Origin of the sequence: Buttiauxella sp. WJP83, assembly GCF_027594725.1 — a bacterium.
In the GTDB taxonomy this organism is placed as follows: Bacteria; Pseudomonadota; Gammaproteobacteria; order Enterobacterales; family Enterobacteriaceae; genus Buttiauxella; species Buttiauxella selenatireducens.
Genome location: NZ_CP110080.1, coordinates 4,540,447 through 4,554,376, shown reverse-complemented (window position 1 = coordinate 4,554,376; position 13,930 = coordinate 4,540,447). Strand labels below are relative to the sequence as shown.

The window sequence follows — 13,930 nt, the reverse complement described above, 5'->3', positions numbered from 1 at the left end:
CTGCGCTCGTTCACCCCAGTCACTTACTTCAGTAAGCTCCCGGGATTCTCTCTCTTGCTGCCTTCCTACGACTCAAATGCTATAGGGTAACCCTGTGATTTCTGAAATCAGTATTCCCAGGTATCCGGATCGATCCCCAGCTCGCGCATAATCACCTTCGCTGCCTCAGGAATTTCATCACTACGCTCTTTGCGCAGGTCTGCATCGTTTGGCAACGGTTGGCCCGTAAACGCATGCAAAAATGCTTCACACAGGAGCTCACTGTTTGTTGCGTGACGCAGGTTGTTCACCTGGCGACGGGTACGCTCATCGGTGAGGATTTTTAACACCTTCAGAGGAATGGACACCGTAATTTTCTTTACTTGCTCACTCTTCTTCCCGTGCTCAGCGTAAGGGCTGATATATTCGCCGCTCCATTCAGCCATGAGATACTTAATCCTCTTATCAATGTATATAGGCTCCAGTCGGACGATTCGCGACTGAGGCGATTTTCTGGTCGTAGTGTAAGCGTTTATTGATTCGCGGTCTGCGACGCTATCACCCTAAAGCGTATAATTTTAACGGCTATTGCGCGTTTGCTCAATCTATACGCAAAGAAGTTTAGATGTCCAGATGTATTGACGTCTAACTCGGCAGTGTTTACTCTGGTGCCTGACCTTTATTCGACCAGCAAGGATTCGAGAGCCATGACGCGTAAACAGGCAACTATCGCAGTACGTAGCGGTTTAAACGATGACGAGCAATACGGCTGCGTTGTACCGCCTATCCACCTCTCCAGTACTTACAATTTCACCGGGTTTAACGAACCGCGCGCGCATGACTATTCGCGTCGAGGGAATCCTACGCGTGATGTTGTACAACGTGCACTGGCCGAACTGGAAGGGGGAGCGGGGGCTGTGCTGACAAATACCGGTATGTCAGCCATTCACCTGGTCACGACGGTTTTCCTGAAACCTGGCGATCTGCTGGTGGCTCCACATGACTGTTACGGCGGCAGCTATCGACTTTTTGATAGCCTGGCAAAACGCGGCGCATATCGTGTTTTGTTTGTCGATCAAGGTGATGAAGCAGCCTTAGCTAAGGCTCTTAACGAAAAACCAAAACTGGTGCTGGTCGAAAGCCCAAGTAATCCCTTGTTACGAGTGGTAGATATTGCGAAAATCTGCGCCGCTGCGCGCGAAGCAGGGGCAATCAGTGTGGTGGATAACACCTTCCTGAGCCCTGCGCTGCAAAACCCGTTGGCTTTGGGCGCGGATCTGGTGCTGCACTCTTGTACTAAATACCTGAATGGCCACTCAGATGTTGTTGCGGGTGTAGTGATTGCGAAAGACGCGGAAACCGTCACAGAGCTTGCCTGGTGGGCAAACAACATTGGCGTAACCGGCGGTGCTTTCGATAGCTACTTGCTGCTTCGCGGCCTGCGTACACTTTCACCACGTATGGAAGTGGCGCAACGAAATGCACAGGCGATTGTCGATTTCCTGCAAACGCAACCGCTGGTGAAAAAGCTTTATCATCCTTCGCTGCCAGAAAACCAGGGCCATGAAATTGCTGCTCGTCAGCAAAAAGGTTTTGGCGCGATGCTGAGTTTTGAATTTAATGGCGACGAGCAAACGCTGCGTCGATTCCTGAGTAGCCTGACTCTTTTCACTTTGGCGGAATCGCTGGGTGGAGTAGAAAGTTTGATTTCACACGCGGCGACAATGACCCATGCGGGCATGGCGCCAGAAGCGCGTGCCGCAGCGGGGATTTCCGAAAGCCTGCTGCGTATTTCGACTGGCATTGAAGATAGCGAAGATTTAATTGCTGACCTGGAAAATGCGTTCCGGGTTGCAGCCGAGGGGTAAGCATGAGTGTTTCAGCACCTGCAGGGGCGCCGGTTCGTCAACTGCATAAATTTGGTGGCAGTAGTCTGGCAGATGTGAAGTGTTACCTGCGCGTTGCGGGGATTATGGCCGAGTACTCTAATCCTGGCGATATGATGGTGGTTTCTGCCGCCGGTAGCACAACTAACCAATTGATTAACTGGTTGAAATTGAGCCAAAGCGATCGTCTTTCAGCTCATCAGGTTCAGCAAGCACTACGCCGTTATCAGAGCGATTTGATTAGCGGTCTTGTGGCACCTGAAGTTGCTGACAGCTTAATCGGTCAGTTTATTCATGACCTTGAGCGTCTGGCGGGTTTGCTCGATGGCAAAATAACTGACGCAGTGTATGCCGAAGTTGTGGGTCATGGTGAAATTTGGTCTGCGCGTCTGATGTCTGCGGTGCTGAATCAATTAGGTCATCCTGCCGCGTGGCTGGATGCTCGCGAATTTATGCGCGCTGAACGTGCTGCTCAACCACAAGTTAACGAAGGTTTATCATGGCCTTTGTTGCAAGAGCTCATGGCGCAACATCCGCATAAACGCCTCGTCGTTACCGGTTTTATTTGTCGTAATGATGCGGGTGAAACCGTGTTACTTGGCCGTAATGGTTCTGACTATTCTGCAACGCAGATTGGCGCACTGGCTGGGGTTTCCCGCGTGACCATCTGGAGTGATGTTGCTGGGGTTTACAGCGCCGATCCACGCAAAGTGAAAGATGCGTGCTTGCTCCCACTCTTACGGCTCGATGAAGCAAGTGAATTGGCTCGTCTGGCCGCTCCTGTACTGCACGCTCGTACATTGCAGCCTGTTTCTGGTAGTGACATCGACCTGCAATTACGTTGCAGCTATTCGCCGGAACAAGGCTCAACACGTATCGAACGCGTACTGGCATCAGGTACTGGCGCGCGTATCGTCACCAGCCACGACGATGTCTGCCTGATTGAACTGCAGGTTTCCCCACAGCAAGATTTTAAGCTAGCGCACAAAGAGCTGGATACGTTGTTAAAACGCGCTCAGATTCGCCCGCTGTCAGTGGGGGTTCATCCCGATCGTAACCTGCTGCAACTTTGCTATACCTCGGAAGTTGCTGGCAGCGTGTTAGAAACGCTCGCGAAGGCCAGTCTGCCGGGCGAACTACGCCTGCGTGAAGGTCTGGCGCTAGTGGCAATGGTTGGCGCAGGTGTTTGTCGTAACCCACTGCACAGCCACCGTTTCTGGCAGCAGCTAAAAGACCAACCTGTTGAGTTTATCTGGCAGTCTGAGGACGGAATTAGTCTGGTTGCGGTACTGCGTGTTGGCCCAACTGAAAACTTAATCAAGGGTCTGCATAAGTCTCTGTTCCGCGCTGAAAAACGCGTTGGTCTGGTTTTGTTCGGTAAAGGAAACATTGGTTCGCGTTGGCTGGAACTGTTCGCTCGCGAACAAGAAACCCTCTCCGCGCGTACCGGTTTTGAATTCGTGCTGGCTGGAGTGGTAGACAGTAGCCGCAGCTTGCTGAATTACGAAGGGCTGGACGCTAGCCGTGCGCTTGCTTTCTTTAACGACGAAGCAGTAGAGCAGGATGAAGAATCGCTGTTCCAGTGGATGCGTTCGCATCCGTATGACGATTTGGTGGTTCTGGATGTGACGGCGAGCGAGCAATTGGCCGACCAATATCTTGATTTCGCAAGCCATGGTTTCCACGTTATTAGCGCTAATAAACTGGCGGGCGCCAGCAACAGCCAGAAGTACCGTGAAATTCGTAACGCATTTACCAAAACTGGCCGTCACTGGCTGTATAACGCCACGGTGGGTGCAGGTTTGCCGGTGAACCATACCGTTCGTGACTTGCGTGAAAGTGGTGACTCGATTCTTGCGATCAGCGGTATTTTCTCCGGCACGCTCTCCTGGCTGTTCCTGCAATTCGATGGCACGGTGCCGTTCACCGATTTGGTGGACCAGGCCTGGCAGCAAGGATTGACTGAACCTGATCCACGCGTTGATCTCTCCGGGAAAGATGTGATGCGCAAGCTGGTGATCCTTGCCCGCGAAGCGGGTTATGACATCGAACCGGATCAGGTGCGTGTTGAGTCTCTGGTAACCAACGGTAGCGAAGAAGGCTCTATTGACCATTTCTTTGAAAATGGCGATGAGATAAACGAGCAGATGATTCAGCGTCTGGAAGCCGCTCAGGAAATGGGGCTGGTGTTGCGTCATGTCGCACGTTTCGACGCTAACGGTAAAGCGCGTGTGGGTGTGGAAGCGGTGCGTCCAGAGCATCCTTTGGCTTCATTGCTGCCGTGCGATAACGTGTTTGCCATTGAAAGCCGTTGGTATCGCGATAACCCATTGGTTATTCGTGGGCCGGGTGCTGGACGTGATGTGACAGCGGGCGCTATTCAATCGGACCTCAACCGTCTGGCACAGTTGCTGTAAATTTCTGAGGCATAAAAATACGAAGGCCAGCTTTTGCTGGTCTTTTTTTATTGTTTTTATCTAACATGAAGAAATTTCAAGTTGATTGAGAATTCCTCATTTCTTGTGTTGAATTTTCAGTTGACGACGTCACGCTTTTCCTTCATCTTGCTATCTGGACGTCTAAACGTCTGGATAGAAACAAGACACAACACATAACGATAAATGCGATTGATGAGGTAAGGGTATGAGCTTTTTTCACGCCAACCAGCGGGAAGCACTGAATCAGAGTCTGGCTGAAGTTGCTGGGCAAATTAACGTTTCCTTTGAATTTTTCCCGCCGCGCACCAGTGAAATGGAACAGACCCTGTGGAGCTCAATTGACAGGCTCAGCAGCCTGAAACCAAAATTTGTCTCCGTGACTTACGGCGCAAATTCTGGAGAACGCGACCGTACGCATAGCATCATCAAAGGCATTAAAGATCGCACGGGCCTGGAAGCGGCACCGCACCTGACCTGTATTGATGCCACTCGCGATGAACTGCGCGCCATCGCCCAGGACTACTGGAATAACGGTATCCGTCATATTGTTGCTCTGCGCGGTGATTTACCCCCAGGTAGCGGCAAACCAGATATGTACGCATCAGATTTGGTGACGTTACTGAAAGATGTCGGTGATTTTGATATTTCGGTCGCTGCTTACCCGGAAGTTCACCCTGAAGCAAAAAGTGCGCAAGCTGATCTTATCAACCTGAAGCGCAAGATTGATGCCGGTGCAAACCGCGCGATTACTCAGTTTTTCTTCGATGTAGAAAGCTATCTGCGTTTCCGCGACCGTTGTGCTGCCGCCGGTATCGATGTCGAGATCGTGCCGGGCATTCTGCCGGTAAGTAACTACAACCAGGCTCACAAATTCGCCACTATGACCAATGTGCGCGTTCCAAATTGGATGGCGCAGATGTTTGAAGGGCTGGATAACGACGCAGAGACTCGCAAAATGGTCGGTGCCAATATTGCGATGGATATGGTGAAGATTCTGAGCCGTGAAGGGGTGAAAGATTTCCACTTCTACACGTTGAATCGCGCAGAAATGAGCTATGCGATCTGCCACACTTTGGGTGTTCGCCCAGTCTGATCCAGAAAATGGCCCGCCAGGGCCATTACTCCTTCCCTTGTTCCGCCCCCCTTCAAATACCCATATCATTTCTAATGTTAAGTTTTGAAAGTTTATGTAGCTGTCGACGTTTCGTATAAAAATTTTTGCTATGTTGCCTGGTAGCCAACAGGAAATAACTATCAAATCTGTAGTTTTTTTCATCTATAACTTATCTGCAGAGCTGTATATCCTGATAAAAAAATAGCGAAGGGAGCAGGAAGATGAGCACAAACGAAAACGATCAATTGTCCGCAGGAAAATGCCCGTTCCATCAGGGTAGCCATGATGAAAGTGCTGGAGCCGGAACAAGCAGTCGTGACTGGTGGCCGAAACAACTCCGCGTCGATCTCCTCAATCAGCATTCCAACCGTTCAAACCCTCTGGGTGAAGATTTCGATTACCGCAAAGAATTTAGCAAACTCGATTATTCTGCGCTGAAAGGCGATCTGAAAGCATTATTAACGGATTCTCAACCATGGTGGCCTGCGGACTGGGGCAGCTACGCCGGGCTGTTTATTCGTATGGCCTGGCATGGTGCCGGTACCTATCGCTCAGTTGACGGGCGTGGTGGAGCAGGCCGTGGTCAGCAGCGTTTTGCACCACTCAATTCCTGGCCAGACAACGTGAGCCTTGATAAAGCTCGTCGCCTGCTGTGGCCTATCAAACAGAAATACGGTCAGAAAATTTCCTGGGCCGACCTTTATGTGCTGGCAGGAAACGTGGCGCTGGAAAACTCCGGTTTCCGTACCTTTGGTTTTGGTGCTGGGCGTGAAGACGTTTGGGAGCCAGACCTCGATGTGAACTGGGGTAATGAAAAAGCCTGGCTTGAGCATCGTGACCCAGAAGCGCTGGCCAAACGTCCATTAGCTGCGACCGAAATGGGGCTGATTTACGTTAACCCTGAAGGGCCAAATGCCAGTGGTGAACCGCTCTCAGCGGCCGCTGCCATTCGTGCTACGTTCGGCAACATGGGAATGAACGACGAAGAGACGGTTGCGCTTATTGCGGGCGGTCATACGCTGGGGAAAACCCATGGTGCAGCAGAGGCAACTCATGTGGGCGTCGATCCAGAATCGGCACCTATTGAAGCTCAGGGTTTAGGTTGGGCGAGCAGCCACGGCACTGGGGTAGGTGCTGACGCCATCACTTCAGGCCTGGAAGTCGTCTGGTCACAAACGCCGACTCAATGGAGCAACTACTTCTTCGAGAACTTGTTCAAATTCGAATGGGTACAAACACGCAGTCCTGCTGGCGCCATTCAATTTGAAGCTGTGGATGCACCAGAAATCATTCCAGATCCCTTTGACCCATCGAAAAAACGTAAGCCGACTATGTTGGTCACTGACCTGACGCTGCGTTTCGATCCGGAATTTGAGAAAATTTCACGCCGTTTCCTCAATGATCCTCAAGCATTCAATGAAGCTTTTGCCCGTGCATGGTTCAAGCTGACTCACCGCGATATGGGGCCGGTAGCGCGTTACATTGGCCCAGAAGTGCCAAAAGAAGAGCTGATTTGGCAGGATCCATTGCCAAAAGCCACATTTAAGCCAACTCCAGCAGATATTGATCACCTGAAAGCAGAGATTGCTCATTCCGGTCTCTCGGTCAGTGAACTGATTTCTGTGGCTTGGGCGTCAGCGTCTACTTTCCGTGGCGGCGATAAACGTGGCGGCGCAAATGGTGCGAGATTGGCTCTGGCTCCTCAGCGTAACTGGGATGTGAACGCCACTGCTGCTCGTGCTCTGCCTGCACTGGAAGCCATTCAGAAAGCCTCTGGCAAAGCTTCGCTGGCCGATATCATTGTGCTGGCGGGTGTTGTGGGTGTTGAGCAGGCGGCGGAAGCTGCAGGTATCAGTGTACGTGTTCCATTTATTCCTGGACGTGTGGATGCGAGTCAGGAGCAGACTGATATCGAGATGTTCAACCTGCTTGAGCCTGCTGCAGACGGTTTCCGCAACTACCGTGCGCGTATTGATTCGGAGACAACAACAGAGTCACTGCTGATTGATAAAGCGCAACAATTGACGCTAACCGCGCCGGAACTCACAGTGCTGGTGGGTGGTTTACGCGCGCTGGGTGCGAATTTTGATGGTAGCAAGCATGGGGTGTTCACCGATCGTTTGGGTGTACTCAGTAACGATTTCTTTGTCAATCTACTGGATATGCGCACGGAATGGAAAGCGACCGATGCCTCTTCTGAACTGTTTGAAGGCCGTGACCGTCAAACGGGTGAAGTGAAGCACCTGGCGACTCGCGCGGATCTGGTCTTTGGTTCCAACGCCATTTTGCGTGCACTGGCAGAGGTATATGCCAGTGAAGATGCGAAAGAGAAGTTTGTGAAAGACTTCGTTGCGGCTTGGGTAAAAGTGATGAATCTGGATCGTTTTGATCTGAACTAAGCCTGTATCTGACACAAAAATCCCCGCAAATGCGGGGATTTTTTTATTGGTGTTATTCCCACGCTTGCAGGAGACGCTGGCCGTACTGGTCGGCGACCAAAAGCGCAGCGTAGACCTGGTCGGGTGATACACCACCTGGCATGTTGTGAATAGTTTCTCCTTCCGCGCAGGCAGCATGCGCAACAATCCGCATTTTTTCCTCAATGCCAGTTTTGATATCCAGTTGTGAAAGTGTGAGTGGCAAACCGACCGCGTTGCACAATGCTGCAACGGTTTCGAACTCTTCTTGCGGTGCGTTTTCCAGCACTAGCTGGGTTAGCGTCCCGAAAGCCACTTTCTCACCATGATAGAAATGATGAGCATCTGGAATTGCCGTCAAGCCGTTATGTATCGCATGCGCTGCAGCCAGGCCGCCACTTTCAAAACCGACACCACTCAAATAGGTGTTTGCTTCGATGACGCGTTCCAGCGCCGGCGTGACAACGTGAAGCTCTGCTGCGAGCATTGCTTTTTCACCCTCTTCCAGAAGCGTGTTGTAGCACAACTCCGCCAGAGCCAGAGCGGCCTGTGTGCAACGGCCTCCAGCCATAGTGGTGGCACCACTGCGTGAGCAGGCGCGGGCTTCAAACCAGGTTGCCAGCGCATCGCCAATACCTGCGGCCAGTAAACGAGCGGGCGCATTGGCGACGATTTGAGTATCAATGACGACCATATCAGGGTTATTAGGAAGCAACAGATAGCGGTCGAATTCCCCTGTATCCGTATAAATAACGGACAGTGCGCTGCATGGGGCGTCTGTAGAGGCAATGGTCGGGGCGATAGCAACCGGGACGTTCATAAAATGCGCCAGTGCTTTGGCAGTATCGAGAGTTTTCCCCCCGCCGATCCCCAGAATGGCACCGCACTGCATCTTTTCGGCCACGGCGCGTAAACGATTAATTTCAGTTTGCGAACATTCGCCACCAAATGGTGCAACTTCCAGCGCGAGCCCGGAATCCTTCATGCTTTTGCATAATGCTTCTTGCGCAAAACTTAATACAAACTTATCACCGACGACCAACCAGCGGTCCGCCAGTGGTTTGAGATAACTGCCGAGGCGAGTAATAACCTCTGCGCCCTGAATGTATTTACCTGGTGATTGTATTATGCGGTCCATTTACTGCCTCCTGTGATTAAGCCAAATAAATTGGGTTACAGGCTTAAGCGACCAAACGCTTCCTGCCAGTCCTCTTCAAACTTCACGATCGCCGCTTCCACTGCCGGGGCCGCTAAAAACTGCTGAGCTACATCCAGAGGGAGCGTGATGGATTCACATCCAGCCAGTAAACAATCCAGTGCCTGACGCGGTGTTTTAAAACTGGCAGCCAAAACTTTGCTGTCTGGCGCGTGAAGCTCGAGGAGTGCTTGTAACTCTTGCACCATCTGAATCCCGTCCCCGCCTTGTGCATCAACGCGGTTAACGTAAGGCGCGACGTAAGCTGCTCCAGCCAATGCTGCCAGTAACCCTTGCGCTGCACTGTAAACTGCCGTGCCCAGTGTAGGAATGCCCAATGCTGTGAGTTGTTTAATGGCGGCTAACCCTGCAGATGTGACAGGGATCTTCACTACAATACCGGGAACATGAGAGACCAGTTTTTGCGCCTCATCAACCATACCGCTGGTTTCGCGGCTCATCACCTGGGCAAACAAACGACCTTCCTTACCTACCGCAGCTTGCAAACGCGGCAGCACATCCCAGATAGATTCTCCACCCGCCGCAATAATGCTGGGGTTTGTTGTCACGCCCTGCAAAGGGAAAATACGTGCCAGACGTTCTACTTCTGCAACATTTGCTGTATCGAGATAAAGCTCCATCAATATTTCCTCTTAAATGAATTACAGTTCCAGCTCACGTTCCAGCAGAGCGGCAATATCTTCGCAACGCACAGCATTCACCAGCGCATTGCGGAACTCTTCATGCATAATGCGGCGCGCCAGGCGGGAGAAAATACGCATATGCTGATCGCCTGCGGCATGCTTGTTGAGTGTCAGCATGATGATGAATTGCGCCTCGTCATCACCCCAACGAACCGGTGCAGGCAAACGCGCCACGCTGATGGTGGACTGCTCAATATGTTCCGATTTGCTATGCGGGATGGCAAAACTAAAGCCCAGGCCTGTGGAGAACACCGCTTCACGCGCCCATAAATCGGCTTCCAGCTTGCGGGGATAGCGGCTACGTCCGGCTAACAGCAAATTATCTGTCATGCCTTTCATCACTTCTTCTTTGCTACGCCAGTCGTTGTTGAGCGAAATACACTGCGTGGTGATCAGCGGAGTATCTTGCTGAGTCATACGGAACTGCGCTAATAAATGCTCGACTTCCAGCGAGGTGCGGCAAGCCATAGCGCGATTAAGCAACTGGCGACAGGCTTTGCTATCGAGCTGAGCAAGACGTGCTTTGGTTGCCGGAATAGCCGGGGCGCTCATACTGATTTCATCCAGGCCCAGGCCAACCAGTAACGGAAGTACAGAACCTTTCGCCCCTAATTCGCCGCACAAACCAATCCATTTCCCCTCGCGATGAACGGCTTGCACTGCGTAATCCAGAGCACGCAAGAATGCAGGATTAAGACTGTTATAGTGTCGGGTCACTTTGGCGTTATCACGATCGACTGCCAGCAAATATTGCGTCAGGTCGTTGCTGCCAATACTAAAGAAATCAATTTCTTCGCAGCACTGGTCGATGATAAACATCACCGATGGCACTTCCAGCATAATGCCCAACGGAATTTTTTCATCAAAAGGAATATGTTCACTGCGCAGGCTTTGTTTCACTTCCGCCAATTGATCCTTCACCCATAGGATCTCTTCCATTGAGGAGATCATGGGGATCATGATTTTTAACGATCCATGTGCCGAGGCGCGCAAAATTGAGCGTAGCTGCGTTTGAAAAAGTGCCAAAAATTCCTGGTAAATTCGTACCGCGCGATACCCCAGGAATGGGTTGTTTTCAGTAGGAATATTTAAATATTCCACTGGCTTATCACCACCGATATCTATCGTTCTTACAATAATACTGCGCCCATTGGCCCCTTCCAGTGCCTGGCAATAGATATTGTAAAGCTCATCTTCGGAAGGAGCATGAGTGCGGTCCATATACAGCATTTCTGTACGGAACAGACCAATGGCCTCAGCACCGTTATTGAAGGCCGGAGCTGACTCTATCGAGTGTGCAATATTTGCTGCGACTTCGAGCTGTATTCCGTCATGTGTCCGCCCTGGCCGGTCTAGCCAAACCTGCTGTTGTGCGCGAATCGCTTGTTGCACGGCTGCCTCTTGCTGGTAGTAACGGGTGACGTTTTCGGTGAGTGCCACGGCGACCAGGCCAATATCACCATCAATTTGCACATTCTGGCCAAGCCACGGGGTGAGGGCATCGAGATTAACGCCAACCAGCGTTGGAATATTAAAAGAGCGCGCGAGGATAACGGTGTGAGAGGTCGTCCCGCCGCTACGTAGCAGCAAGCCTTTGAGCAGCGTTTTATCCAATTCAAGAAACTGACTTGGTGTGAGTTCGTCCGCCATGCATATCGCCGCTTGTTGGAGTTTTCCAGGCGTAGGGAAGCGGCTTGCACCATAAATATGCTGCAAAAGCTGGAAGCAAACATCACGAACATCGAGTGCGCGTTCCTGAAGATAAGCACTTTCTGACTGAGTCAACTGGGCGCAGAAATGGTCGGCTGTTGCGACGATAGCCTGTGCGCAACTCGCGCCGGTAGAGACGTTTTCCAACAACATATTGCGCAGGGATAAATCGCTTGCCAGTGAACGGTGTGCTTCCAGAATCGCGCTGGCCGTCCCTTCATTGGCCAGTAACTCGAGATTTATCGCTTTAAGAAGTTGTGCCAGCCCCTGATCCAGAGCCGCTTGTTCCTGGTCGAGACTCCGTGTAGCGGGCAGTTCGCCCAACTGGTGTAAATCAAGAGAAGCCAGGCGAATCAACGTCCCGTTGGCTGCGCCACCACAGACTGGCAGAGCGCGGAAAAAGGTTGGATTCAAACGCGAAAGAGATTCAGGAAGTTCGGAGATTTCAGCGATGGGCGCCTGAGGCAAAGGGGCATCACAATGGGGGAACTCTTCAACGATATAGGTTGAAAGCCTTGCGAAGGCACTTTCTTCATCTTCACCGCTGATCGACAACTGGCACTCATCTCCCTTTAAAGTGCCGGTGCCAATCAACGCCAGCGCACTTTTCGCATCCCCGCTGCGCTCGGTACGCAGGTTGAGCCACTCAATGGCCGAGGAAAACTGATTACACAGCGTTTCAACATGACTGGCTGGACGGGCGTGTACGCCATTGGGTAAGTCGCAGCGGAATTTTACTATCAGGGCCATAACCTTCTCCTGAGCCAACGCTTGAAATGAGTTACAGCATAAGAGTGCCACGGTCCGGACTACCACGGGACAAAACTGCCAAAAACTGGACAAATGTAATATCCACGTCAGTTTGCGAGATACCTCACAAAATCAAGCTGTAACAAATAATGATCGCCAGCCATGGAAGTTTTGAGTCCGATCGCATTTTTCTTTCTGTATTACAAAAATCCAGTAAATGGTGTTTTTGTCCACTGTCTGCCGTTGCACAGATTCCCTATTGTGTGCCCAACGCTGTTTGGACAATCACTGCTCGAGAAGGAAGTGCTTTATGAAAGAGTTAGTCCAGATCCTCAAGAATACGCGTCAGCATTTGATGACTGGCGTTTCACATATGATCCCATTCGTGGTGGCTGGCGGCATTTTGTTGGCTGTTTCGGTGATGCTCTATGGCAAAGGCGCTGTCCCGGATGCGTTGACAGACCCCAATCTGAAAAAGTTATTTGATATCGGGGTGGCAGGGTTAACGCTGATGGTGCCATTTTTGGCGGCCTACATTGGTTACTCCATTGCGGAGCGTTCAGCTCTGGCACCCTGTGCAATTGGTGCATGGGTAGGTAACAGTTTCGGCGCAGGTTTTTTTGGAGCCATCATCGCCGGCATTATTGGCGGCATCATCGTTTTTTATCTGAAGAAAATCCCTGTCCCTAAAATTTTGCGTTCAGTGATGCCCATCTTCGTTATTCCAATCATTGGCACCTTTATTACCGCAGGCGTAATGATGTGGGGCCTGGGTGAACCTGTTGGAGCAATCACAGGCAGCTTGACGCAATGGCTGCAAGGAATGCAGCAGGGCAGCATCGTGGTTCTTGCCGTCATTATGGGGCTGATGCTGGCATTCGATATGGGTGGCCCTGTGAATAAAGTGGCCTACGCCTTCATGCTGATCTGTGTGGCGCAAGGGGTTTATAGCGTCGTAGCGATTGCCGCCGTTGGGATTGCTGTGCCTCCACTTGGGCTGGGTCTTGCGACATTAATCAACCGTAAAAACTTCACGGGTGAAGAACGAGAAGCGGGTAAAGCGGCACTGGTGATGGGATGCGTGGGCGTAACTGAAGGGGCGATTCCTTTTGCAGCATCTGACCCGCTGCGTGTAATCCCTTCAATTATGTTGGGCTCAGCTTGCGGTGCAGTGACAGCCGCATTGTTAGGTGCGCAGTGTTACGCGGGCTGGGGTGGTTTGATTGTACTGCCAGTCGTTGACGGGAAATTAGGCTATATCGCTGCGTTGCTGGTGGGGGCCGTGGTGACTGCTGTGTGCGTCAACCTCCTCAAAAGCTATGCACGCAAAAATCAGTCTGCTGCATCAGCGAAGACTGAAGACGACCTGGATTTGGATTTTGAAATTAACTGATTGAGATAGAAGGAATTGACCATGACGAAAATTATTGCTGTGACCGCTTGTCCATCAGGTGTTGCCCATACTTACATGGCCGCTGAAGCGCTGGAAAGTGCTGCAAAAGCGAAGGGCTGGGAAGTTAAGGTTGAGACTCAAGGCTCAATTGGCCTGGAAAATGAGCTGACAACATCCGATGTAGCAAGCGCCGATATGGTGATCCTGACCAAAGACATTGGTATCAAAATGGAAGAGCGCTTTACCGGGAAAACGATTGTGCGCGTCAACATCAGCGATGCGGTGAAACGCGCTGACGCCATTATGAATAAAATTGAAGCCCACTTAGCGCAGACCGCCTGAGT

10 protein-coding genes are annotated in these 13,930 nt (G+C 51.4%); 6 read left to right on the top strand and 4 right to left on the bottom strand.

Going from position 1 to position 13,930, the window contains the following annotated elements:
- Positions 1 to 107: 107 nt before the first annotated feature.
- On the bottom strand, positions 108 to 425 hold the full coding sequence (metJ, locus tag OH773_RS21015) for a met regulon transcriptional regulator MetJ (protein WP_139881114.1): 318 nt from the start codon (positions 423 to 425) through the stop codon (positions 108 to 110).
- A 261-nt stretch (positions 426 to 686) separates the two neighbouring features.
- Between metJ and metB the strand changes: the two genes are divergently transcribed.
- From metB to katG, 4 genes are all read left to right on the top strand, one after another.
- Positions 687 to 1,847, top strand: coding sequence for a cystathionine gamma-synthase (metB, locus tag OH773_RS21010; RefSeq protein ID WP_270141611.1), 1,161 nt, complete (start codon positions 687 to 689; stop codon positions 1,845 to 1,847).
- A gap of 2 nt (positions 1,848 to 1,849) precedes the next feature.
- The gene (locus OH773_RS21005) at positions 1,850 to 4,282 is read left to right on the top strand and encodes a bifunctional aspartate kinase/homoserine dehydrogenase II (RefSeq protein ID WP_270141609.1); all 2,433 of its coding nucleotides are present in this window, start codon (positions 1,850 to 1,852) and stop codon (positions 4,280 to 4,282) included.
- Positions 4,283 to 4,508: 226 nt separating this feature from the next.
- Entirely contained in the window at positions 4,509 to 5,396 is an 888-nt protein-coding gene (gene metF / locus OH773_RS21000; protein ID WP_270141607.1) for a methylenetetrahydrofolate reductase, read from the top strand.
- Between the two features lie 242 nt (positions 5,397 to 5,638).
- Positions 5,639 to 7,816: a catalase/peroxidase HPI gene (katG, locus tag OH773_RS20995; RefSeq protein ID WP_270141605.1), complete on the top strand. Its 2,178-nt coding sequence runs from the start codon at positions 5,639 to 5,641 to the stop codon at positions 7,814 to 7,816.
- 52 nt (positions 7,817 to 7,868) lie between these two features.
- Here the strand turns inward: katG and gldA are convergent, their stop codons facing one another.
- From gldA to ptsP, 3 genes are read right to left on the bottom strand one after another with little or no spacing between them, the layout of a single operon-like run.
- Positions 7,869 to 8,972, bottom strand: coding sequence for a bifunctional L-1,2-propanediol dehydrogenase/glycerol dehydrogenase (gene gldA / locus OH773_RS20990; RefSeq protein ID WP_270141603.1), 1,104 nt, complete (start codon positions 8,970 to 8,972; stop codon positions 7,869 to 7,871).
- Between the two features lie 35 nt (positions 8,973 to 9,007).
- Positions 9,008 to 9,670, bottom strand: coding sequence for a fructose-6-phosphate aldolase (gene fsa, locus OH773_RS20985; protein ID WP_270141600.1), 663 nt, complete (start codon positions 9,668 to 9,670; stop codon positions 9,008 to 9,010).
- A 21-nt stretch (positions 9,671 to 9,691) separates the two neighbouring features.
- Entirely contained in the window at positions 9,692 to 12,193 is a 2,502-nt protein-coding gene (gene ptsP / locus OH773_RS20980; RefSeq protein ID WP_270141598.1) for a phosphoenolpyruvate--protein phosphotransferase, read from the bottom strand.
- Between the two features lie 310 nt (positions 12,194 to 12,503).
- On the opposite strand from ptsP, the gene OH773_RS20975 reads away from it, so the two are divergent.
- Together OH773_RS20975 and OH773_RS20970 are read left to right on the top strand one after the other, a co-directional pair.
- Positions 12,504 to 13,586, top strand: a complete 1,083-nt coding sequence (locus OH773_RS20975) for a PTS fructose transporter subunit EIIC (RefSeq protein WP_270141596.1) — start codon at positions 12,504 to 12,506, stop codon at positions 13,584 to 13,586.
- Positions 13,587 to 13,607: 21 nt separating this feature from the next.
- Entirely contained in the window at positions 13,608 to 13,928 is a 321-nt protein-coding gene (locus tag OH773_RS20970; RefSeq protein WP_270141594.1) for a PTS fructose-like transporter subunit IIB, read from the top strand.
- Positions 13,929 to 13,930: the final 2 nt, after the last annotated feature.

What these genes read in the sequence shown, in the direction of transcription:
- metJ (WP_139881114.1), bottom strand. Translation starts at nt 425, where the DNA reads ATGGCTGAATGGAGCGGCGAATATATCAGCCCTTACGCTGAGCACGGG.
- metB (WP_270141611.1), top strand. Translation starts at nt 687, where the DNA reads ATGACGCGTAAACAGGCAACTATCGCAGTACGTAGCGGTTTAAACGAT.
- OH773_RS21005 (WP_270141609.1), top strand. Translation starts at nt 1,850, where the DNA reads ATGAGTGTTTCAGCACCTGCAGGGGCGCCGGTTCGTCAACTGCATAAA.
- metF (WP_270141607.1), top strand. Translation starts at nt 4,509, where the DNA reads ATGAGCTTTTTTCACGCCAACCAGCGGGAAGCACTGAATCAGAGTCTG.
- katG (WP_270141605.1), top strand. Translation starts at nt 5,639, where the DNA reads ATGAGCACAAACGAAAACGATCAATTGTCCGCAGGAAAATGCCCGTTC.
- gldA (WP_270141603.1), bottom strand. Translation starts at nt 8,972, where the DNA reads ATGGACCGCATAATACAATCACCAGGTAAATACATTCAGGGCGCAGAG.
- fsa (WP_270141600.1), bottom strand. Translation starts at nt 9,670, where the DNA reads ATGGAGCTTTATCTCGATACAGCAAATGTTGCAGAAGTAGAACGTCTG.
- ptsP (WP_270141598.1), bottom strand. Translation starts at nt 12,193, where the DNA reads ATGGCCCTGATAGTAAAATTCCGCTGCGACTTACCCAATGGCGTACAC.
- OH773_RS20975 (WP_270141596.1), top strand. Translation starts at nt 12,504, where the DNA reads ATGAAAGAGTTAGTCCAGATCCTCAAGAATACGCGTCAGCATTTGATG.
- OH773_RS20970 (WP_270141594.1), top strand. Translation starts at nt 13,608, where the DNA reads ATGACGAAAATTATTGCTGTGACCGCTTGTCCATCAGGTGTTGCCCAT.